Raw genomic sequence first — 21,081 nt, forward strand, 5'->3', positions numbered from 1 at the left:
TATATCAACTTTCACAAAACTTTATAGTGTTTTTCGTCTATTTATTACTTTCTTCATTTATTTTATCAGTCAAATAGTCTCTTAAATCGGTAAGTTCTTGCAACAAATTTCTTGAATAATGATCAATTCTTACATCGTTACCAAATTCCTTTTGTACTCCTTTTATTGTATATCCTTTGTCATATAGCATATATTTTATTTTCTTTATTGCCTCTATACACTTATGATCATATAGTCTTCTTCCCTTCCGTTTTATGGGTTTAATTTGATGGAATTGACTTTCCCAGAATCTTAAAACATGCTGCTCCAAATGTAGTTCTTCAGCTACTTCTCCAATTGTGTAAAATAATTTTTTCTTATTCATCGGTTGTTTATTAATTTTTTCATCATTTTTGAAGGTCTAAAAGAAATTGATTTTCTCGCTTTAATTACTACCCTTTCCGATGTCTTTGGTATATTTCCTGGTCTTTCTTTCTTGTTTTTAACCAAAAATGTTCCAAATGAAGATATTTTTACTATTCCATCCTTTGCTAAGCTCGTTTTTATCTCATCCAATATATCATCTATTATTGCAATAGAGTCTTCTTTCGATAATCCAATTTCCTGGTTTATACATTCAGCTATTGTTGCCTTAGTTACTGTTGTATCTTTTGTTGTCATAATTTATTACAGTATGTTAATATAATATAACAATCGACTCAAGATTCAGCTACTATATTTTTATAGTATGTTTCTTTTGTAGCATAATTAAAAATACTAGCAAATGTTAACATTGCAAATATTGTGAAAAGCGCCATTTGATGATCTGAAAAAAGTGCTAAAATTGACACTAAAATTCCACTCATAACAAACATAAATCCATTGATAATGGATGATGATGTGCTAATATACTTCTGCTCAACAATCTCACTACCAACAGTAAAATTAAGCATATGTCCTCCTGCAAAAAAACCAAACATTAACATACAAAAGTATATAATATGAACTGTTAAATTACCGCATAGTAAAATAATAGCTGAAATACTTTGCAATGTGGCAAAAGCAGAGATTACGTGCCTTCTATTTTTAAATAGATTTGAGATTAGATCTGCAATTGGAGCACCAACTGCAAGACCAAGCCACAATATTGCAGTTGCCACACCTAACTCCATTGTATTGAGTTCTAAGTTGCTTAGTAACCTTGGTGCCCACAGCATATTAAGCGCTAAAAATGTTCCAAAAGTAATAGCACCCACTATTGAGGTTATCCAGATATCTCTTAATTTTAGAACTGTTAGTACAGAACATATTACTGTTTTTATAGAGCTCTTTATTGTGTATTCCCCCAAATTTTTTTTTGAAAGTCCTTTCGGATAAAAAAACATAAGTACAAATATCGATACGCCAAATAATATTACGCATACAATAAGATTTTTCCAATCTGCACCTTCGGCAAGCAAGCTAGAGAAGCACATTTGAATCATCAAAGCAGAAAGACTTGAAATTGTCTGCACTAGTGAGAACATCAGTCCAAATTGAGTAAGGGGAAAATATGTGCTACTTACATGAGCAGCGCCAATAAAACCAAACGACGCTCCAATTGCGATCAAAAATTGAGATAAAATTAAACGGGCAAAATTGTCACTCTTGATAAGGACAAAAAAACCAAAGAGCATGATTGACAATGAGAAAAAATAAATTTTTTTGCTGGAAAAAACATTAAACATTGCCCCACTAAAAAATTGTGAGATAGCAAAAGTCCAAGTATATGCTGAATTAGCCAGTGCAACTTGCGCAATCGTGATCCCAAGTTCTTTTTCAAGATCCACACTTATAAAGGTGTAGATTATTTGCATATTGCTGAATATAACAATTAAGTTGCTAATCAGCCAAATGAACCAAGCTCTACTTTCCATAAGATTTTATAAGTAATCCATTAATAACAAGCCTCTTTTAGGTTCTGATTAATGTTAAAACAGTTGCAATTATAGATTATATAAAAGCTATGAAACAACAAATTTGTTGTGAGATTTTAATTGTTAGAATCTGTATATGATCTCAAAAAAAGAATAGATTTTTGCTTTTTATCCCCTGTTATAAAGGAGTATACAGCGTACGGTGAAAGGCCTGGGTAAAGATGATATAATTCCAACAAGAGAGATACCCTTCAGATCATCTTCCATTGAATGTAATGGTTGATGTCACAGTTGAACAGCACAAGCAAAGACAATTAGAGTTATAAAATCTTGTTTAATACACATTAAAGTGGACCTATGTTTTGCCACTCAGAACCTGTCTTGAAAGGGAAAAAAAGAATAAAGCAAGAAATAGGAGGGTAACAAGTGATATAAGTGACAAGGCCAAATGTTGCACAAGGAGCAATAGAATAGGGAGAGATGGTATGAATAAGTATTGCTTGGTTGGAAGCAAGAGAAGATAATGACTTCTCAGAGTGGATAGGTGGCAGGTTGGATGTTTTTCTGAAGCACTTTCTGCCCAGGGAGTAGAAAGAGAAGACTTCGTGGGGGAGATTAACTGCCCCTGCCACCGAAAATCATCGTGAGGCTCACAAAATGTGATGACCTCGTATAGGAGTTTGGAACAACCGGCAATATTCTACTCTGATATATTGAAATATGCAATTGGAGGAAAAAATATGCGTCACATTGGAGTCGATTTACATACCAATAGTTTTACTGTTTGTTACTTACAAGAAGGGAAACCTGAGCATATTCAAACGTTTCGCTTAAAAGACTTGGATAATTTCACCAAAGATCTTCAAGAAACAGATGAAGTAGCCATAGAGGCAACAGGTAACAGCTGTTTCTTTTATGATGCAGTTTCACCTTACGTTAAACGCATAGTAATAATTGCTCCTGGGCAGTTTGAAGTTGTTCGTCGCTCTGTGAACAAAACAGATAAGCATGATGCACGAGCTATTGCTTTCTTTCTCAGCAAAGATATGTTGCCTGAGGCAAGGTGCAAAAACAAACAATGCCAGCAGTTAGCTTCTCTTCTTCAAATGAGAGATCAGTTAGTAAAGTCACGGGTATCTTTAATCAATAAAGTTCATGGTCTTTTTAATTACCATGGAATAAAAATTAAAAAAGAAGTACTTACAACTAAAGTAGGATTTGAACGTGCTACTCAAAAGCATAATTGGGATCCTTTAGAAAAAGTTGAAATTGAAGTGATTAGCTATCATTTAGAAGCTATCCGAGAAAGCCTTAAAAAGCTTGAAAAGGAAATTATAGCTTTCGCTAAACAACTTCCTGGGTTCAGCAATCTTATCAGCATAAAGGGAATAGGTCCAATTTCTGCAGCTGTTTTTATTGTAACAATCGGAGACATTAATGATTTCCGTAGACCTGAGAAACTTACTGCATATTTTGGAGTTGTACCAAGAGTTTCTCAATCTAATCAGCAATGTACAATTGGAAGAATTACCAAACGAGGGTCAAAAATAGCGCGTACTTCTTTAGTTCAATGTACTTGGATTGCTGTACGTTACAGTCCTTACTTGAAAAGCTTTTATGAACATATAAAAAAGAAGCGTGGTTCTGCTAAGGCTATAACTGCTACTGCTAGAAAATTTCTTATAACTATTTTCTACACTCTTAAAAATAACTGGGTTTTTAAAGATTTTACAAAATTTGAAATTTCTACTGGACAATAATCATAGGAGCAAAAACATAACAATTATTAATGCGATAAAATATGTAATGAGGAGTAGTTGCTGGTGCTAACCTTTAATATAGTTATGCAAGAGGCCTAATTTAAAATATTAAATAGCTAACGTAAAAAATTGCTTCCATATATTTTAAATCTGATTATAATCACAGTTAGAGATATTTTAAGAGCTCAAAATCTATCTTTGTCTGCAGAATGTTCAGTCAAATTTTTAATCAAAAAGCGTAGCGTATCTTCTTTAGTGCGTATCTGTTGTATGTGCGCTGCACTTTTTTCTAATCTTTTTTACATAGGGGGATTTTATGTCCAGAATTCCAGATACTTGATCTTTACTTTAGCTAAAAAACAATAGGCGCCTATGGCTAATTAAAATAAAAATTTTTCTAATATATAGAAGAATTACAAAATCACTGTTTACTGAAAACGGGCCAAGAAAGCTGCTAATGTCACAGAATTTTAGGTAAACGTTGTTTGCTTGACGTATGAGTGTGCTCTCCTTACTTCAAGAACTCTTTAATATTTAACCACTTAAGTCCTTTCAAGATATGTTCTTAGATAATAGTTTTTCAAATCTTTGGTAAATCAAAGTCAGCTTAACTATTAATTATTTATCTTTTTTCTAGTTATGTAACGGGTCTGTTATTAAATTTTTCAATAATACCTTTTATTTTTGCCGCCTCTTCAAACTCTAAATTTTCAGCATGCTTCAACATTTGCTTTTTCAAACTATTTAGATCATTCTTACTAAAATTCTCAACTACCACTTTTTCCTGTAAAGTATTTGATATAGGCTTTATTATAGTTTTTGGTACAATATTATTCAGTGTATTATGCTCTGTCTGTTTCTTTCTTCTCCTTTCAGTTTCTTTCAGTGCACGATCCATAGAATTAGTAATTTTGTCTGCATATAAAATTACTCTGCCTTCAACATTGCGTGCAGCACGACCTATCGTTTGAATGAGCGAAGTCTCTGATCGTAAAAACCCTTCTTTGTCAGCATCTAAAATTGCAACCAGCCCACACTCGGGAATATCAAGACCTTCCCGCAACAAGTTAACGCCAACAAGAACATCTATTTCTTTAGATCTTAATTTGCATATAATTTCAATTCTTTCCAGTGCACCAATATCTGAATGTAGGTAAGTTACTTTCATACTGAGCTCACTCATATGCTCAGCTAGCTTTTCAGCCATTTTTTTTGTCAATGTGGTAATTAGAATACAAAATCCTTTTTTTATTGTTACTTGCGCCTCGTGAATCACATCATCAACCTGACTCTCTGTTGGTTTTATGGTGCAGATGGGATCTGTCAGTCCTGTTGGGCGGATAACTTGCTCTATGAATGCGTGGTTAGTCTTTTCTAACTCATATTTTCCTGGAGTAGCCGAAACGTAAATAGTCTGGGGCCGTATTGCCTCCCACTCTTCCAATTTTAATGGACGGTTATCAAAAGCAGAAGGTAGCCTAAAACCATAATCTATCAATTTCTTTTTACGTGCTTCATTACCGCTATACATTGCACCTATCTGGGGAACGGTTACATGGCTTTCATCAACAAATAAAATTACATCTTTAGGTAAATACTCAAACAATGTAGGCGGTGGATCTCCGGCTTTCATTCCATAAAGATAACGCGAATAATTTTCAATACCTTTACACACTCCCGTTGCCATCATCATTTCAATATCAAAATTAGTACGCTGCTCAAGGCGTTTTGCTTCAACAATTTTGTTCTGTGAATAGTAATAATCCAGGCGTTCATGTAGTTCTTTTTTAATCAGTTGAACTGCTTGCAAAAGAGTCTCACGTGATGTAGTGTAATAGCTATTTGGAAAAATGGTGACTGTATCTATGCGTCTGATAATATTGCCGTTCATGGCATCAATCTCAGAAATTTCCTCTATTTCATCACCAAACAATGATAAACGCCAAGCTTTATTTTCATAATAGGCAGGAAATATATCAATAATATCGCCGCGCACTCTGAAATATCCTCGCTCAAATCTGACATCAGAACGTTTATATTGGAGATTAACTAAATTATTCAGAAAGTCATTAACATGAATCTTATCTCCAGCACTTAAAGTCAAGGTCATGCTGAGATAGCTCTCAGGCGAACCAAGACCATATATACAAGAAACACTCGCAACTACAATCGTGTCCCTACGCTCCAAAAGAGAGCATATAGCAGAATAGCGTAGCATATCAATTCTTTCATTTATTAAAGAGTCTTTTTCAATATAAGTGTCTGTTTGTGGCGAATAAGCCTCAGGCTGATAATAATCATAATAAGAAATGAAGTATCCAACAGCATTGTGAGGGAAAAATCCTCTCATCTCCTCGTAAAGCTGCGCCGCTAAAGTTTTATTATGTGCCATAATTAATGCAGGCCTGTTTGTTCTTGCAATAACATTTGCCATAGTGAAGGTTTTTCCAGAGCCAGTAACTCCAAGCAAAACCTGATCTCTTTTATTACTATTTAACCCTGCAACTAAGTTGTCTATTGCCTGTGGTTGATCTCCAGCTGGCTGAAAATGTGTAATTATTTGAAATTCCATACCTTTATATTTTCATAATGTATTTATTACTATACAATACATTTGCTAGTGTAAATAAGGTATGAAAGAATGAACATAAAAAACTCTATTTTTTCTTTTTATAGAGCCTGCTCCAAATCCTGTTGTTGGTTAATACAAAAAACACCGTCAAAATTATAAAGTATGTCACTATTTTTAACCCAAGTTTATGTCGGCGTTCCATTTCTGGCTCTGCTGCCCATTGTAAGAAATTTACCACATCATATGACATACTTTCAACTGTAGCTTGCCTTGCACCATCATATTCTACCATTCCTTCAGATAATGGTGGTGCCATAGCTAACCTGCCTGTTGAAAAATATGGATTAAAATATAAACCGTTCTCATCATGTTCACCGTTTTGATAACCAATTAGTAGTGAATAGACATAATTTGCACCATCATGTCTTGCTTTGACAATTAATGATAAGTCCGGTGGAATTGCTCCATTGTTGCTTGCTGCAGCTGCTTCTTTTGTATCAAAAGGTGCAATAAAATAATCCGAAGACACTCCCGGCCTATCAAACATTTCACCCAAATCATTCGGACCATCTTTAACTTGGTAAGAGGCTGCAATTTGTTTTACATCCTCTTCAGAAAAACCAACATCTTGCAAATTACGAAACGCTATTCTATTCATTGAATGGCAAGCAGCACAGACTTCCTTGTATACTTTATAGCCACGCTGAATTGACTCTCTATCGAAAGATCCAGTAATTCCATCAAAACTCCAGTCGATTTTCTTATTTGGTAAAGGTTTAAACTCCTCTGCAGATAGAGAATTAGCGAAAAATAATACACAAAACACAGCAACTTTAACCAATAGCATCACTTCATCTCCGGCACGGAATCGCTTATTGTTTTTGGTAATTTTTTTGGTTTCTCATACTTACTAAGTAAAGGTAAAATTATCACAAAATATGAAAAATAATAAAGAGTTGAAAGCCTACTTAAAGTAATGTAAGGCTCCTTAACTTCTTGTCCCCCAAGCCAGGCAAGAAATGCAAAATTTATTGCAAAAACCCAAAAAAATTTCTTAAATAATGGACGGTAGGAACCACTTTTAACCTTTGATTTATCGAGCCAAGGCAAAAGAAACCACACTAAAATAGATCCAAACATGGTAAGTACACCAATAAGTTTATTTGGAATTGAACGCAGCATCGCATAAAAAGGTAAGAAATACCACTCTGGCACTATATGTACTGGAGTTACCATAGGATCAGCCTCTATATAATTATCAGGATGCCCAAGATAATTAGGGGCATAAAAAACAAATGCAAATAAAATTATAAAAAATAAACCAAAAGTTATGGAGTCCTTTGCTATATAGTAAGGATAAAAAGGAATGGTATCCTTATCTGACCTGACTTCTATTCCACTTGGATTATTAGAGCCAAACCTATGCAGAGCAACAACATGCAACATAGCTAAAGCGATAATAATGAAAGGCATAAGATAATGCAGCGCAAAAAAACGATTGAGCGTTGGATTATCAACAGAGAAACTTCCCCATAGCCATATAACTATTTTATCACCAATTAAAGGTATAGCCGAGAATAAATTAGTTATAACTGTTGCACCCCAAAAACTCATTTGTCCCCATGGAAGAACATATCCCATAAAGGCAGTTGCCATCATTGCAAAAAATATAAATATGCCAATAAACCATACCATTTCTCGCGGTCTCTTATAAGATCCGTAATATAATCCACGCATGATATGAACATAGACCACCATAAAGAAGAGCGACGCCCCAACAGCATGAGTATAACGTATCAGCCATCCATAACTTACGTCACGCATTATACGCTCCACACTATTAAATGCATGATCAACATGCGGAGTGTAGTGCATGGCAAGAAATATACCTGTTATTATTTGTAAAATCAGCGCCATACCAGCTAAAGAACCAAAATTCCAAGCATAATTTAAATTTTTTGGTACTTGATAAGAAGCAGTATGTTTTAGAAAAGAAAATATAGGCAGTCTATACTCTATCCAACCTAATATACCTTTTTCTTCTATTATTTCTTTTTTGCTATCATCTTCCATAACTTAAAGCTTTATCATCTTAACTCATTGTATTGTAACAATTTAACGCTAATAAACAATAAAAAGTTTAACTTTAAAGAGTAGATTTCACAAAAACAAGCACTCAAATTTGAGTGCTTGTTTTAAAGGCACTTTTGATGACATACACCTTTAGATATTGTTGAATTGCTTAATGAACTCCGAGGACATTGATAAAGTTTTTCACAATTACTAAGTGCCGTCTCGAATTTTTTTTCTATAATGTCAAGTTCTCTTTCCTTATTTTTTTTCTGCTGTCAAAGGTGAATCGTCTAGTGGCCTAAAATGTTGTTTTCTTGTGAACTTACTTATTGCTAAAGAAGTTAGCAGAACTGTTCCATTACAATCAATTTGTGAAGAACCAATAGGACTTCCAGTTAAATGTGCAACAGATTGCTGTACAGTAGGTAAAGCAGGAGCGCTGCTGAATAAGCCACTGATGGTGGTAGTTATCCAACTAAATATACTATTAGAAGAAGGTTTTACTGCATTGCTTGCAGTGCTGCTAACTTCTTCAAAATTTTCTCTGATAAGAGTGAAGGAAGAATTCACTGTTCTACTTGCCAAGTCTGTGGTATTAATAACTTCCAATTCTATCTTGATTGCTTTGGTAGGGAATAATGAAAGATTCGCTGCACTACTTACAGAATCTGTGGCGTCATTAGCGTCTAACCCTACCTTAACACCTGCTTTTATAGAAGTTAATTTTGCTTCACAATCATCTTCAGTAGCACTGCTCAATACAGATTCTATCTCTTGAATTTTACTATTGCTATTACATCTATCTTTTCTATAACCTCCAACAACATCTAATGCTGTTTTGCCGTACTGACTTTGAATACTAGCATCAGCACCTCTACAGAGTAGGAGTTTTACCATATCTAAATGACAATGGTTAAATGCTAAGTACAAAGGTGTAAAGCCTTTATAATTTGTAGCATTGATGTTAGCATCACGATCAAGTAAAAACTGTGCTATTTCTAGTTTGCCATTAATAGCAGCAATGTGTAAGGGAGTACTCAAATATCGACTGCTAATAGTAGTATTAACATCAGCACCACTGTCACACAAAAACTGCAATACCTTTAAGTTACCTATGTAAGTAGCAGAATGCATAGGCTTCATACTATATTTTTCATTATTCAAAATCTCATTTTTTATGTGTCTATGTTCTGCCTCTTCAATATATTCTTTAACTTTCTCAAAATCATCTCTGTTTATAGCAGAAAATAATTTTTTCTCAGGCTCTCAATTATTTCTTGTCTTTCCATCAAATACCTCCTAAAAGACAACATTCCCGGCTTTATATCACACAATTTAGTATGTGCAAGTGAAATTTACAGAGAAAAAATTTCAATAGTTAAAAATTAGGTCTTCAGCAATCTATCACTTTAACTTTCGTACAAGACATGCTGAGCTTCCTTATTCAAATTTTTTTGCTCTTAATAAGAAGCAATATGCTTTAGAAAAGGAAATAAGGGATAAGTTTTGTAAATAAGCACTCGAATTCGAGTGCTTATTTTAACTGATTTAGAGGGACTTTTGATGCATACCTTTAGGTATCGTTAAATTGCTTAATGAACTTTCAGGATGTTGATAAAGTTTTTCACACTTACTAAGTGCTGTCTCGAAGTTTTTTTCTATAGTGTTAAGCCTTCTTTCTCTAATTTCTTGTATTGTGAGAAGTGAATCTTCTAGTGGCCTTGAGTATTTTTTCTCTGTGAACTTTCTGATCATTACATCAGTTAGTAGAGCTGTTGAATTAAAATCAACTTGTGAAGAACCAATTGGGCTACCAGCGAAGTGATCAACAGATTGCTGTGCAGAAGGTAAAGCATGAGCACTGCTGAATAAGCTGCTGAGTGTGGCAGTGGTTACCCAACTAAATATACTATTAATAAAAGAAAAAGGTTTTACTGCACTACTTGGTTCAGGATCTGGAGTATCACCAGCTTCTAATTCTAACTTAGTATTTATTCTAGCAGAAAGTAATAGTTCTGTACAATTATTTTTATGAAATCTTAACACAGCTAAGAATATTTTTTTTATGTCACAGCCATCACTGCAAAGACTTTCATAACCTGGAATAACCTCAAATGCTATTTTGCCATTTGTACTTCTAATATTAATATCAATATTATTATCAAGCAGAACTTTTGCTATATCTAATCGACACTGATAAAGTGCTAAGTGTAAAGCTGTAAAATTTTGCATTCCTTGAAAGCTAGTGTTGCCGTGAATACAATCAAATACAACTTTCTCCATATCATATGTTACAACAATGGATACGGAAGGAACAATGCACGCATCACTCACAGCATTAACACGAGCACCATTGTTAATCAAAAACTGCAATATCTTTGAGTTAGCTCTGTAAGTAGCAAAATGTATAGGTGCCATGCCATATTGCTTACCATTAATAATATCGTTTTGTACACCTTTAATCTTTGCCTTTCTAACACATCTTTTAACTTTCTCAAAATCAAGTTTGTTTATAGCAATAAACAATTTATTCCTTAACTCTTCTATTCTGTATTTTCGCATCAAATACCTCCTATAAGACAACGCCCTTGGCTTTGTATCACATGATTTAGTATTTACAAGTAAAATTTACAGAGAAAACAATAGTTAAAAATTAGGTCTTTAGCAATCTATCACGTGCTGCGTTTAACTTTTGTGCAAAATATTCCGAGCCTCCCTTGTCTGGATGGACCAGTTTCATTAAATTTTGGTATGCCTTATTGATTTCATTTTGGCTTGCCTCGGAATTCAGCCCCAGTATTTTTAATGCTTCATCTTTGGACATATTATCACCAGTGTAATTTTTGGTGTAACTTTTACTGCTGTTAAATTCGTTCAAAAACTTACTTAATATAGAGTTCATCATAAAACTTATGTTATTTCTCTTTGCCAAAAAGAGAAAAAATACAACAACGCTAGGTAAAACAAACGTGATTATTGTGAATATCAAAAAAAGGAAGAAGATGAATGACATGTATATTTTTTTATCATTTTATGATTAAATAGTAACAATTATAATTGTCATGGTAAATAACATGTTTATCCAGATTGAAGAAACACCAAACCCAAACACGCTGAAATTTCTTCCTGGTTTTGAAATTCTGAGCGAAGGAGAAACAGCTGATTTTTCAAATGCAGATGAAATAAAGAACTCCAAACTAGCAGTAAATCTTTTTCAAATAGAACATGTTGTAAGAGTATTTTTTGGTCATGATTTTATTTCGGTAACAAAATCAGATAGAATGAATTGGGATATAGTAAAGGTGGAAATTTTAACTACAATTATGGATCACTTTACTTCTGGTGGAAAAGCATTTGATAAAGAAGGAGTAAGTGATAATAAAATGCTAGAGGAAGAATTCTTTAATGAAAATGATATAGAAATTGTAAATAGAATAAAAGAATTGATGGAAAGTTATATTAAACCTGCAGTTGCTCAAGATGGTGGTGATATCAAATTTCGTGGCTATAAAGACGGGATAGTTTATGTTGAGTTACAAGGAGCTTGCTCCGGATGCCCAAGTGCTGCAATTACTTTAAAGCAAGGAGTGCAGAATATGCTAAGCTATCACATACCAGAAGTTTCAGGTATAGAGACTATGCTATGACTAATCAAACAGTTAGAGGAACGAAAGATCTCCTGTTTGATGAATGGTATAAATCTAAATACATAGAGCAAACAGCAAATAGAATCTCAAGTTTATACGGCTTTTTGCCTGCTCAAACTCCGATATTTGAATATACGGAAGTTTTCACAAAGACTTTAGGTGATAGCTCAGACATCATCACTAAAGAGATGTACACCTTTAATGATAAAGGGGGAAAGAGCATAACTCTGCGTCCTGAGTTCACTGCAGCTATTGTTAGGTTACTCATTGAAAAAAAACTGCAAACGCCGATAAAATTATTTTCAATAGGGCCTGCATTTCGCTATGAAAGACCGCAAAAGGGAAGACAAAGGCAATTTCATCAGATAAATTTTGAGGTTTTTGGCATAGAAGATCCAAAAGCTGATATTGAATTGATATCACTCGCTCAGCACTTACTAACTGAATTTGGCATCAATAAAAATGTAAAGCTGGAAATCAACTCTCTGGGTGATAGTGAAACAACAAGTAAGTATAGAGAAGCTTTGATATCGTATTTAAAAAAGTTTCAAAATGACCTATCAGAAGATAGTCAAAATAGATTGATTAAAAACCCACTCAGAATATTAGACTCTAAGGATAAGACAGATAAAGAAATAATCTCTGACGCACCAAAAATCAGTGATTATTATACAAAAGAATCTTCATATTTCTTTGACCAGGTGTTAAATGGACTCCAAGCTCTTGGCATACCTTGCACTGTAAATAGCAAATTAGTTCGAGGTCTAGACTATTATTGTCACACAGTATTTGAATTTGTCACAGAAGATTTAGGTGCACAAGGAGCAGTTTTTGCCGGTGGAAGATACGATAATCTAGTATCTTCAGTAGGTGGAAAACACACTCCAGCAATAGGATTTGCAGGGGGGATTGAGCGTATAATGGAATTAATCAACTATGCTGAAAAAAAAGAGAGGCCTATTTATATAATTCCAATCGGTGGAGAAGCTGAAGAACATGCTATAACACTTGCAAGTGAATTACGCAGAAATGGTTTATATGTGATTTACGAATATAGTGGAACTCTAAAAACCCGAATGAAAAAAGCAAATCAAGCAAATGCAAAAGTTGTATTAATCTTTGGTGATGAAGAGCTAAGCAGTAAAACTTTAAAAATTAAAAATATGGACACGGGTGAAGAAAAAATGATTGCTCGCGATAAAACCGTAGAAAATATCTAATCAGAAGCAATAGGAGTGTTAGCTATAGAAGAAAATTCCTCTGCACAAGAATTTTTCATAGCATTTAATATATCATAATCTGTAAAATCTAATTTTATCGGTGTAATAGTAATAAAACCTCCTTTTATTTTATCTACACTACCACTGCCTGAGTGTTCCCGAGACCAATTTAAGCTCAAAGAACCATTTAAGTTTTCAGTAAAAGTTAAATCACCATCAATGTTATATTTACCTTGTTCAGCAAATTCGACCCCTTTCACTTTTTCTGTAGCAGGAAAATTTATACTCATCACTATATCTTTAGGCCAACCAACTTTCATTAGCTTGCTGATAACCTTTGGTGCAAAAACTTTTGTATTGTTCCAGTCTATTTTATCATGATAAACTTGGCTCAGCGCAATAGAAGGTATAGATCTTGCAGCACCTTCCATTGCAGCACCGATTGTGCCTGAATAACAAATATCATCTCCGACATTTGATCCAATATTTACTCCAGATAATATTAAGTCTGGTTTCTTATTCATAATTTTATTTAACGCGATAATAACACAATCTGCGGGAGTACCAGACACACTAAACTCCCTTTCACTATGTTGGTTTATTCTAATAGATTGTTTCACTGGGTAATCAAGAGATCTTGCAGATCCACTCCTATCAGCATCTGGCGCCACTATCCATACTTCCGATGCAAAATTGTGTGCAATTTCTTTAAGTAGTCTTATTCCTTCACTTTCAAAACCATCATCATTTGTTATCAATATTATCATATGTAATACTCACCTATCAAAGTATACTAATGAGGTTTCTTTTCATAACCATAGCAAAGAACCTGCTACGAATCAATAAGGAAAAATTAGAGGGTGACCAGGTTGCCATCGTTTAGTTTGCTGTGAGTTAACTGTAAATATCAATTTTAGCTTCACGCCTAACTCACAATCAAAGCTTAGGCAAGTCTCAGAGCTCTAAGCAGCAGAGAATCTTGTATGCCCTGCAAAAAATGCTTTCATCTTTTCAAGATAAGTAGATGGTTCTGCAGGAACTTCTATCTCGTCTATCTTATAAGATATTGCTACATCTATGACTTCATCTGTTATTAATTCTCTCAGCCTTTGTTTTATTTGCCCTCTTCGAATATGTTCTCCATAGTCATTATAAAACTTCACATATAATTCTTTAAACACAAATTCTTTTATAGCATCTCTCATATAAGAAATTCCTTCCTTTACTTCATCATTTGCATTGCTCAAATTCACTCCAGAATTTGGCGAATATAAATCGTCAAACTTTTCTTTTAAAATCTTTATTTTAAAGTAGTGCTTATCTACAGATCTCTCAAGAAATCTTTTAGTAGCATTACCGGCCAATTCTCCTATTATCTGAGGCTCTAGTTGAGCTGCAAAATTATTTTCTGCTTCAAGGCCACTTAATGCATAAACGATACGATTAAGCATTCCAGGGCCACACTGGCGATTACTTTCCTCAAAACGAACCAGCAATATGGATTTCAACAGCTCTACATCTGCATTTTGCTTTCTTGCTGCAATTAAAACTAAATTTGTAGCCTGTGTTAATGTCAGTCCGGTTTTGGAATCTACCCACCTCACCCATTCTCCTTCTCTATAATTATCTACCTTCAAATAAGGCGCTATCAGTTCTTTCTGCTGATTTGTCAAACCGCCTATATAGTTTTTAAACTCTTCATCCAGCTCATTTGACGGAGTCCCATGTTCTTCCTTTAATTTTTTGGCACACTCAATAACACTTTGCTCAAAACTTCTAGTATGAACATTCTGATTACCAGTGCCTACATCACTTACATTAAACAAGAAGCTAAGTTGCTGTACATTCAAACCCAAAGGTGAGAAAAGCTTTATCAATGGATACTTTATTAATTCGAGAAGCGCTACTGGAGCTAGTAATACATAATTTAACAATAATAAACCGAAATTGAATATAAAAAATCTACGTAGAGCTGATACCTTTGATGCAATGTACAAAAATGGAAGCTGTAGGTAATATATTAGATGTATATTAAAGAATAAGATTTTGTCCTTTAATTTTATTGTTGGATCTTTGTAAACCTCAAATAACATGCTATTACTATCAATGTTGTCGTTTTTAAATGAGTTATAGTTGTTTATGATTTTGTCTTGTAAAGGAAGGAGCATTTTATTCAAACAAATAAATGCAGCGATAACAATAAAACCTGTAGCAAAAAATGCTAGTACAGGGCTAGAGGTACTTGTAGATAAGTAGGTGTAAAGATTACTAATTAAATCATTACAAGGGCGAACTAGAATTGGATCAAGGATATAGTTAATAAGAAGACTTAAATAATAATAAATGGCAAGTGATAATAAAATAAAAGCACAAGTAATCAGGAGTTTTTTTAACCTTGGATTCATAAACCACTTCTTAATAACCTATTAATATACTTCTCATTATATGCTTAAATTAAAAAAATGCAAATTTTTATACAAAAAAGATCAATTGAAATTTTCGAGCTTCAGCTATATTGTTAATATATTTAGATAAAAATTAAACATTGTCGTGTCAAATAAAATAGGCTTTTTGGCTATTTTCGCCTTGGTGATCAGTAGCCAAATCGGCTCTGGAATTTTTATGCTCCCAATTAGCCTTGCACCATACGGCGCTTATAGCCTCATAAGCTGGGTTATATCAGGATTTGGTGCTATATCTCTAGCTTTGGTTTTTGCTTCACTCTGCGCAAAGTTTCCAGAAACGGGGGGACCACACATTTATGTGAAACATGCTTTTGGTTCTACAGCAGCTTTTTTTGTTGGTTGGACATATTGGGTAAGTTCGTGGGTTAGCTCAACTGCTGTAACGATTGCAAGTATCGGTTATTTAGCTCCACTTTTTCATAATGATATACAAGATATACGTTTGCTTTTAGAAATAATATTAATTTTAGCTGTTATGCTAATAAACTTAAGAGGAGTAACTACTGCCGGCCGTGTTGAGCTTCTGCTAACCATTGTTAAAATTATCGCACTTCTTGCAATACCCATAGCAGGGCTATTTTTCTTTGATAGAAATAATTTTATTGTAAGTGAGGAAGTATCAAACTTTACAATATCGCAAACTCTTGCTCGTTCTACACTCCTTACTTTATGGTGTTTTATTGGGCTTGAATCAGCAACAGCACCTGCAGGATCTGTCAATAATCCCTCTAAAACAATACCAAGGGCTATAGTGCTTGGAACAGTCTGTGTTGCTGTGATATATTTCATCAATAGTCTTTCAATTATGGGATTGATAAGTGGTAATGACCTAGCTAGTTCAAAAGCACCATATGTTGATGCGATAGAAATTATGTTTCCAGGTAATTGGCATTTAATTATTTCTGTTGTTGCCTTTATCGTTTCTGTAAGTAATTTAAATGCTTGGTTTTTAGCTGATGGACAGGTCACCTTAGGCCTTGCAAAAGACAAGTTAATGCCGCAATTTTTTGGCAAAAAAAATAAGCATGATGCTCCATTATGGGGAATAATACTCAGTACTTTTGGGGTGTTAGTTTTACTTATCCTAACGTCAAATAAAAGTTTTGCTGAGCAAGTAACTTCAATAATTGATATCTCTGTGGTGTCATTTTTGTTTATCTACTTAGCATGTAGCCTTGCTTTTCTCAAAGTTAATATACAAGACAAAAGCTACTGCAAATTTTTAATTGGAGGTGTGGCTGTATCTTTTTGCTGTTGGATAATATATGAGACTTCTATAAAAACATTATTAATATCAAGTCTATTCCCTTTAAGCGGAACACTTATTTATCTACTTTGGTATCATAAACTAAAAACTTAACTTAAATTTTTTATTTGCTAAAATTCTTAAGCTATACTACTGGCTTACATTAATAGAATTAAGAGGTATTGTGTCAAATAAAATAGGTTTTTGGGCTGTTTTTGCTTTAGTCATTAGTAGTCAGATCGGCTCTGGGGTTTTTATGCTTCCAATTAGCCTTGCTCCATATGGCGCTTATAGCCTTATAAGTTGGATGATATCAGGAGCTGGTGCTGTGTCTCTTGCGCTAGTTTTTGCTACGCTATGTGCAAAGTTTCCAGAAACAGGAGGTCCTCACGTTTATGTGAAACATACTTTTGGTCCTGCTGCAGCGTTCTTTGTTGGTTGGACATATTGGGTAATCTCATGGGTTAGTACAACAGCTTTAATAGTTGTGGGTGTTGGCTATCTTACACCATTTTTCCATGAAGATATCAAAAGTATGCGTTTATTTTTAGAGCTGTTGTTATTTACAATCATTACATTAATAAATTTAAGGGGAATAGCTACTGCAGGGCACGTTGAGTTTCTGCTCACGGTTGTGAAGGTTGCTGTATTGCTTGCAATACCTGTAGCAGCGTTGTTTTTTTTCGATAGAAATAATTTTATCATAAGTGAAGAAATATTAAGTCTTACAACATCGCAAATTCTTGCCCGCTCTACACTCCTTACTTTATGGTGTTTTATTGGACTTGAATTGGCAACAGCACCTGCAGGGTCAGTTGATAATCCAGCTAAAACTATACCAAAAGCTGTGGTGCTTGGCACAGTTTGTGTTGCTGTTATATATTTTATCAACAATTTTGCAATTATGGGATTGATCAATGGCAACAATTTAGCAAGTTCAAGAGCACCATATGTTGATGCGATAAAAATTATGTTTTCTGGTAATTGGCATTTAATTGTTTCTATAGTTGCATTCATTTTTTGTGTTGGCAGTCTAAACGCTTGGGTTTTATCTAGTGGACAAGTTGCTTTTGGTCTTGCAGAAGATAGACTAATGCCAAAATTCTTTGCTAAAAGGAACAAGCATGGCTCTCCTTTTTGGGGAATAACAGTTAGTTCAATTGGAACTGCAATTTTACTAATTCTCACTTCAAACAACAATTTTGCCCAGCAGATTACGTCGATTATTGACTTTTCTGTAATTTCATTTTTGTTCGTTTATCTTGCGTGCTGTTTTGCCTTTCTAAAGGTTATTATACAGGAGAGGAGTTGTTATAAGCTTTTAATTGGTAGCATAGCAACAACCTTTTGTTGTTGGGTGATATTAGAAACCCCTGTAGGTACTCTGCTGACTTCGAGCCTGTTCACTGCAAGTGGCATACCCATTTATTTATTTTGGTACTGCAAAACTTCTGTGCAACAAATTCAGTAGTGAGAGATACACTTTAAATGGTTAATATTTATGGGCCAAGATTTTTTTTCTCTTTATCTACTTGTTCAATATTACCATTCTCAAGTTTGCCACCTACTTCTTCTGTGCGTTTATTATCTATGTAGATCTCATTTTTTGCTTTATTAGAAAGACCTATTTGCGATTGCAGTTTTTTATACTCTTCTTTTTCAGGCGTGAAAATTTTCACTAAAAATCTTCCTATTATTGGTATTGAACTTAAAAAATCTCTTAATCCAAAAGATTCTTGCTTCTTGTTTGAAAGATGCTGGTCTATCTTAGAAATTTTCACACCATACTTTTTATCATCAAAATTTATCGCTGGCTTGCTTTTTTTCGAAAGAACATTTTGAATCTCTAATCTATTGACTTTTTCAGGCTTTTGAAATTCAGATACTGCAGGTTTGACCTTAGTGTCATCATGTTTTTTACTCATTTCATTCTACCATGCAATATTACTAGTGTCTTATAATTATAACTAAATTATGGTTAATTGCAAGGTAAAAATATTAAAGTAATTGTAAATTTTATCAGTAAAAATATAATATAGCTTTAAAGTCAGAGGTTTATCTATATGGGGTATAAAATTGCAGTTATTGGAGCAACAGGAAGAGTAGGGCGTGAGGTATTAAGCGCGCTTGCCGAGTTTCAAGACGAAGGAAAAATTTCAATAGATTCTGTTATTGTATTTGCATCAAAAAAATCAGAGGGAAAAAAGGTAAGTTTCGGCGATGAAGAATTAACTGTCTTAGACCTTGAGAACTACGATTTTGTTGGAATTAATATAGCAATTTTCTGTGCTGGCTCTCATGTTTCCGAGAGATACGTACCGATTGCAACTGAAGCTGGATGTATTGTCGTAGATAATACCTCTCGTTTTAGGATGAAAGAAGGCGTGCCACTAGTTATTCCAGAGATCAACAAAGATAAAATTACGGAATATAAAAACCATAATATAATATCTAATCCAAACTGTACTACAATACAAATGTTGCTGGCATTACATTTATTACACAAAAAAGCAAAAATAAAGAGAATCGTTGCTTCAACTTATCAATCAACTTCTGGTGCAGGTAAAGCAGCAATGGATGAGCTTTACAATCAGACAAAAAAAATCTTCATGAACGAAGCTAAAAAATCTGAAATATTTCCTAAGCAAATAGCATTTAATTGCATTCCCCATATAGGAGGGTTCATGGAAGATGGCTCTACAGAAGAGGAATGGAAAATGCAAGAGGAAACAAAAAAAATTTTAGGAGAGAATATAAAAGTGACTACAACTTGTGTAAGAGTGCCTGTCTTTATTGGACACGCTATAGCAGTAAATGTAGAATTTGATCAGCATATAACTGAAGAAGAAGCTCATGAAATGCTCAGTGAAGACGATGGAGTTTTAGTACAAGATAAGCGCGAAGATGGTGGATATATGACTCAGATTGATGTTGTGCAAGAGGATGCCGTATACATATCGCGTATTAGACAAGACGATACCGTTAAACACGGATTAAATATGTGGATAGTAGCTGATAATCTACGCAAAGGTGCAGCACTAAATATAGTGCAGATCTTGGAGATCTTGATCAAAGAGCATTTATAGCTCAATAACTTAAATCTATATTGACATGTCCCATTTTACGCTTGTCCCTAACCTCTTTTTTTCCATATATGGTTAAACTAGCTTTTTCGTTGCTCAAATATTTGTGAGAATTATATATATCATTACCTATTATATTTTTTGTCATGCAAGGAAAGCGTAATACTACTTCCTGCATAGGTAATCCGCATATTACCCTCACCAGCTGCTCGAATTGACTAACGTTGCATGCATCCAAGCTCCAGTGGCAAGAATTGTGGGGTCTTGGGGCCAGTTCATTAACTAGTAATTCATGATTTTGAGTGATGAAAAATTCAATAGCTAGAATTCCTACTACATCAAGCGCAGTTGCTATTTTCTTTGCAGTTTTTTGTACCTCTTGGGCTAATTTATTATCTATTTTAGCTGGTGCTATTGAAGTATTAAGTATTCCGTCAACGTGGTGATTCTCTGCTATAGGAAAAAAAGCTACTTTACCGTTTTTATTTCTTGCAACGACTATTGAAACCTCTTTCAGTAAATCAACACTTGCTTCAAGAATGTACTCTTTATTCCAATCGAAGGAAGCAAATTGCTTCAGTTCAGAATCATTTTCAATCACATATTGTCCTTTTCCATCATAACCCATTTCTGTTGTTTTTAGCCTCACTGGATAGCTAAAAGTTTCACTACTTTCTAGTAGCTGATTATAATTTTGTATACTTTTGTAATCAGCAGTTTTTATGCTTAAATCTCTAATAAAATCTTTCTCTCTCAGCCTATTTTGCGAAATGTGTAACGCCTTTTTGCCTGGATAAAAATCTGCGTGCAGCGACACAATATCAATTGCACTACATGGAATATTTTCAGACTCAATAGTGACTAAATCCACACTCTGTGCAAAAGATTCAAGTGCCCTCTTATCACAGAAGTCTGCTATTGTTAAATCATCAGCAACAGAACAAGCTGGATCGTTTTTAGCACTGGCAAAAATATGCGTTTTGTGCCCAAGTTTTATTGCAGCGATAGCAGTCATTTTACCTAATTGCCCACTTCCTATTATTCCTATCACTTTTTTATCCAGTGGATCTGTTTTGTTCATCATGTAGATTAATATTTCCTAGTTAGAGTACGATAATAT

General features: G+C 34.1%; 18 protein-coding genes and 1 pseudogene. 6 read left to right on the forward strand and 13 right to left on the reverse strand.

Annotated features, from left to right (window positions below; genetic code table 11):
• Positions 1-37: 37 nt before the first annotated feature.
• From OPR44_RS00330 to OPR44_RS00340, 3 genes are read right to left on the reverse strand one after another with little or no spacing between them, the layout of a single operon-like run.
• Positions 38-364 carry a MerR family transcriptional regulator gene (locus tag OPR44_RS00330; protein ID WP_264375125.1) on the reverse strand — a complete coding sequence of 109 codons (327 nt, stop codon included), beginning with the start codon at positions 362-364 and terminating at the stop codon, positions 38-40.
• A complete protein-coding gene (locus tag OPR44_RS00335; RefSeq protein ID WP_007302154.1) occupies positions 361-660 on the reverse strand; it encodes an integration host factor subunit alpha in 300 nt (99 codons plus the stop codon). Before OPR44_RS00335 ends, OPR44_RS00330 begins: the two co-directional genes overlap by 4 nt.
• A 38-nt stretch (positions 661-698) precedes the next feature.
• Positions 699-1,895 carry an MFS transporter gene (locus tag OPR44_RS00340; RefSeq protein ID WP_264377493.1) on the reverse strand — a complete coding sequence of 399 codons (1,197 nt, stop codon included), beginning with the start codon at positions 1,893-1,895 and terminating at the stop codon, positions 699-701.
• 740 nt (positions 1,896-2,635) lie between these two features.
• Here OPR44_RS00340 and OPR44_RS00345 point away from each other — a divergent pair.
• Positions 2,636-3,655, forward strand: coding sequence for an IS110 family RNA-guided transposase (locus OPR44_RS00345; RefSeq protein WP_265015467.1), 1,020 nt, complete (start codon positions 2,636-2,638; stop codon positions 3,653-3,655).
• Positions 3,656-4,292: 637 nt separating this feature from the next.
• On the opposite strand, the gene uvrB is transcribed toward OPR44_RS00345, so the two are convergent.
• The 6 genes and pseudogenes from uvrB to OPR44_RS00375 all read right to left on the reverse strand — a co-directional run bounded on the left by uvrB (position 4,293) and on the right by OPR44_RS00375 (position 11,205).
• Positions 4,293-6,227: an excinuclease ABC subunit UvrB gene (uvrB, locus tag OPR44_RS00350; RefSeq protein WP_264375123.1), complete on the reverse strand. Its 1,935-nt coding sequence runs from the start codon at positions 6,225-6,227 to the stop codon at positions 4,293-4,295.
• Between the two features lie 85 nt (positions 6,228-6,312).
• Entirely contained in the window at positions 6,313-7,074 is a 762-nt protein-coding gene (locus OPR44_RS00355; protein ID WP_264375122.1) for a cytochrome c1, read from the reverse strand.
• Positions 7,074-8,300, reverse strand: coding sequence for a cytochrome b (locus OPR44_RS00360; RefSeq protein WP_265014993.1), 1,227 nt, complete (start codon positions 8,298-8,300; stop codon positions 7,074-7,076). Before OPR44_RS00360 ends, OPR44_RS00355 begins: the two co-directional genes overlap by 1 nt.
• Positions 8,301-8,422: 122 nt before the next feature.
• Positions 8,423-9,589, reverse strand: a pseudogene (locus OPR44_RS00365) (ankyrin repeat domain-containing protein).
• 259 nt (positions 9,590-9,848) lie between these two features.
• A complete protein-coding gene (locus tag OPR44_RS00370) occupies positions 9,849-10,862 on the reverse strand; it encodes an ankyrin repeat domain-containing protein (protein ID WP_264375119.1) in 1,014 nt (337 codons plus the stop codon).
• A gap of 91 nt (positions 10,863-10,953) precedes the next feature.
• On the reverse strand, positions 10,954-11,205 hold the full coding sequence (locus tag OPR44_RS00375; protein ID WP_236607909.1) for a DnaJ domain-containing protein: 252 nt from the start codon (positions 11,203-11,205) through the stop codon (positions 10,954-10,956).
• 169 nt (positions 11,206-11,374) lie between these two features.
• On the opposite strand from OPR44_RS00375, the gene OPR44_RS00380 reads away from it, so the two are divergent.
• Together OPR44_RS00380 and hisS are read left to right on the forward strand one after the other, a co-directional pair.
• Positions 11,375-11,947 (forward strand): NifU family protein, encoded by a 573-nt coding sequence (locus OPR44_RS00380; RefSeq protein WP_006015115.1) that lies wholly within the window; start codon positions 11,375-11,377, stop codon positions 11,945-11,947.
• The gene (gene hisS / locus OPR44_RS00385) at positions 11,944-13,167 is read left to right on the forward strand and encodes a histidine--tRNA ligase (RefSeq protein ID WP_265014995.1); all 1,224 of its coding nucleotides are present in this window, start codon (positions 11,944-11,946) and stop codon (positions 13,165-13,167) included. Before OPR44_RS00380 ends, hisS begins: the two co-directional genes overlap by 4 nt.
• Here the strand turns inward: hisS and surE are convergent.
• Positions 13,164-13,934, reverse strand: a complete 771-nt coding sequence (surE, locus tag OPR44_RS00390; RefSeq protein WP_265014996.1) for a 5'/3'-nucleotidase SurE — start codon at positions 13,932-13,934, stop codon at positions 13,164-13,166. The genes hisS and surE overlap by 4 nt on opposite strands.
• 195 nt (positions 13,935-14,129) lie before the next feature.
• Positions 14,130-15,572 carry a hypothetical protein gene (locus OPR44_RS00395; protein WP_264375116.1) on the reverse strand — a complete coding sequence of 481 codons (1,443 nt, stop codon included), beginning with the start codon at positions 15,570-15,572 and terminating at the stop codon, positions 14,130-14,132.
• Between the two features lie 145 nt (positions 15,573-15,717).
• Between OPR44_RS00395 and OPR44_RS00400 the strand changes: the two genes are divergently transcribed.
• Positions 15,718-16,992 (forward strand): APC family permease, encoded by a 1,275-nt coding sequence (locus OPR44_RS00400; RefSeq protein ID WP_265014997.1) that lies wholly within the window; start codon positions 15,718-15,720, stop codon positions 16,990-16,992.
• 70 nt (positions 16,993-17,062) lie between these two features.
• The gene (locus tag OPR44_RS00405) at positions 17,063-18,349 is read left to right on the forward strand and encodes an APC family permease (RefSeq protein WP_264377489.1); all 1,287 of its coding nucleotides are present in this window, start codon (positions 17,063-17,065) and stop codon (positions 18,347-18,349) included.
• 28 nt (positions 18,350-18,377) lie between these two features.
• Here the strand turns inward: OPR44_RS00405 and OPR44_RS00410 are convergent, their stop codons facing one another.
• A complete protein-coding gene (locus OPR44_RS00410; protein ID WP_265014998.1) occupies positions 18,378-18,803 on the reverse strand; it encodes a hypothetical protein in 426 nt (141 codons plus the stop codon).
• Positions 18,804-18,941: 138 nt separating this feature from the next.
• Between OPR44_RS00410 and OPR44_RS00415 the strand changes: the two genes are divergently transcribed.
• Positions 18,942-19,964, forward strand: a complete 1,023-nt coding sequence (locus OPR44_RS00415; RefSeq protein ID WP_265014999.1) for an aspartate-semialdehyde dehydrogenase — start codon at positions 18,942-18,944, stop codon at positions 19,962-19,964.
• 1 nt (position 19,965) lies between these two features.
• Here OPR44_RS00415 and OPR44_RS00420 read toward each other — a convergent pair whose 3' ends face one another.
• A complete protein-coding gene (locus tag OPR44_RS00420; RefSeq protein ID WP_010402894.1) occupies positions 19,966-21,042 on the reverse strand; it encodes a 5-(carboxyamino)imidazole ribonucleotide synthase in 1,077 nt (358 codons plus the stop codon).
• Between the last annotated feature and the right edge of the window lie 39 nt (positions 21,043-21,081).

This window comes from Wolbachia endosymbiont (group B) of Camptogramma bilineatum (assembly GCF_947251825.1).
GTDB lineage: Bacteria > Pseudomonadota > Alphaproteobacteria > Rickettsiales > Anaplasmataceae > Wolbachia.

What these genes read in the sequence shown, in the direction of transcription:
- OPR44_RS00330 (WP_264375125.1), bottom strand. Translation starts at nt 364, where the DNA reads ATGAATAAGAAAAAATTATTTTACACAATTGGAGAAGTAGCTGAAGAA.
- OPR44_RS00335 (WP_007302154.1), bottom strand. Translation starts at nt 660, where the DNA reads ATGACAACAAAAGATACAACAGTAACTAAGGCAACAATAGCTGAATGT.
- OPR44_RS00340 (WP_264377493.1), bottom strand. Translation starts at nt 1,895, where the DNA reads ATGGAAAGTAGAGCTTGGTTCATTTGGCTGATTAGCAACTTAATTGTT.
- OPR44_RS00345 (WP_265015467.1), top strand. Translation starts at nt 2,636, where the DNA reads ATGCGTCACATTGGAGTCGATTTACATACCAATAGTTTTACTGTTTGT.
- uvrB (WP_264375123.1), bottom strand. Translation starts at nt 6,227, where the DNA reads ATGGAATTTCAAATAATTACACATTTTCAGCCAGCTGGAGATCAACCA.
- OPR44_RS00355 (WP_264375122.1), bottom strand. Translation starts at nt 7,074, where the DNA reads ATGCTATTGGTTAAAGTTGCTGTGTTTTGTGTATTATTTTTCGCTAAT.
- OPR44_RS00360 (WP_265014993.1), bottom strand. Translation starts at nt 8,300, where the DNA reads ATGGAAGATGATAGCAAAAAAGAAATAATAGAAGAAAAAGGTATATTA.
- OPR44_RS00370 (WP_264375119.1), bottom strand. Translation starts at nt 10,862, where the DNA reads ATGCGAAAATACAGAATAGAAGAGTTAAGGAATAAATTGTTTATTGCT.
- OPR44_RS00375 (WP_236607909.1), bottom strand. Translation starts at nt 11,205, where the DNA reads ATGATGAACTCTATATTAAGTAAGTTTTTGAACGAATTTAACAGCAGT.
- OPR44_RS00380 (WP_006015115.1), top strand. Translation starts at nt 11,375, where the DNA reads ATGTTTATCCAGATTGAAGAAACACCAAACCCAAACACGCTGAAATTT.
- hisS (WP_265014995.1), top strand. Translation starts at nt 11,944, where the DNA reads ATGACTAATCAAACAGTTAGAGGAACGAAAGATCTCCTGTTTGATGAA.
- surE (WP_265014996.1), bottom strand. Translation starts at nt 13,934, where the DNA reads ATGATAATATTGATAACAAATGATGATGGTTTTGAAAGTGAAGGAATA.
- OPR44_RS00395 (WP_264375116.1), bottom strand. Translation starts at nt 15,572, where the DNA reads ATGAATCCAAGGTTAAAAAAACTCCTGATTACTTGTGCTTTTATTTTA.
- OPR44_RS00410 (WP_265014998.1), bottom strand. Translation starts at nt 18,803, where the DNA reads ATGAGTAAAAAACATGATGACACTAAGGTCAAACCTGCAGTATCTGAA.
- OPR44_RS00415 (WP_265014999.1), top strand. Translation starts at nt 18,942, where the DNA reads ATGGGGTATAAAATTGCAGTTATTGGAGCAACAGGAAGAGTAGGGCGT.
- OPR44_RS00420 (WP_010402894.1), bottom strand. Translation starts at nt 21,042, where the DNA reads ATGAACAAAACAGATCCACTGGATAAAAAAGTGATAGGAATAATAGGA.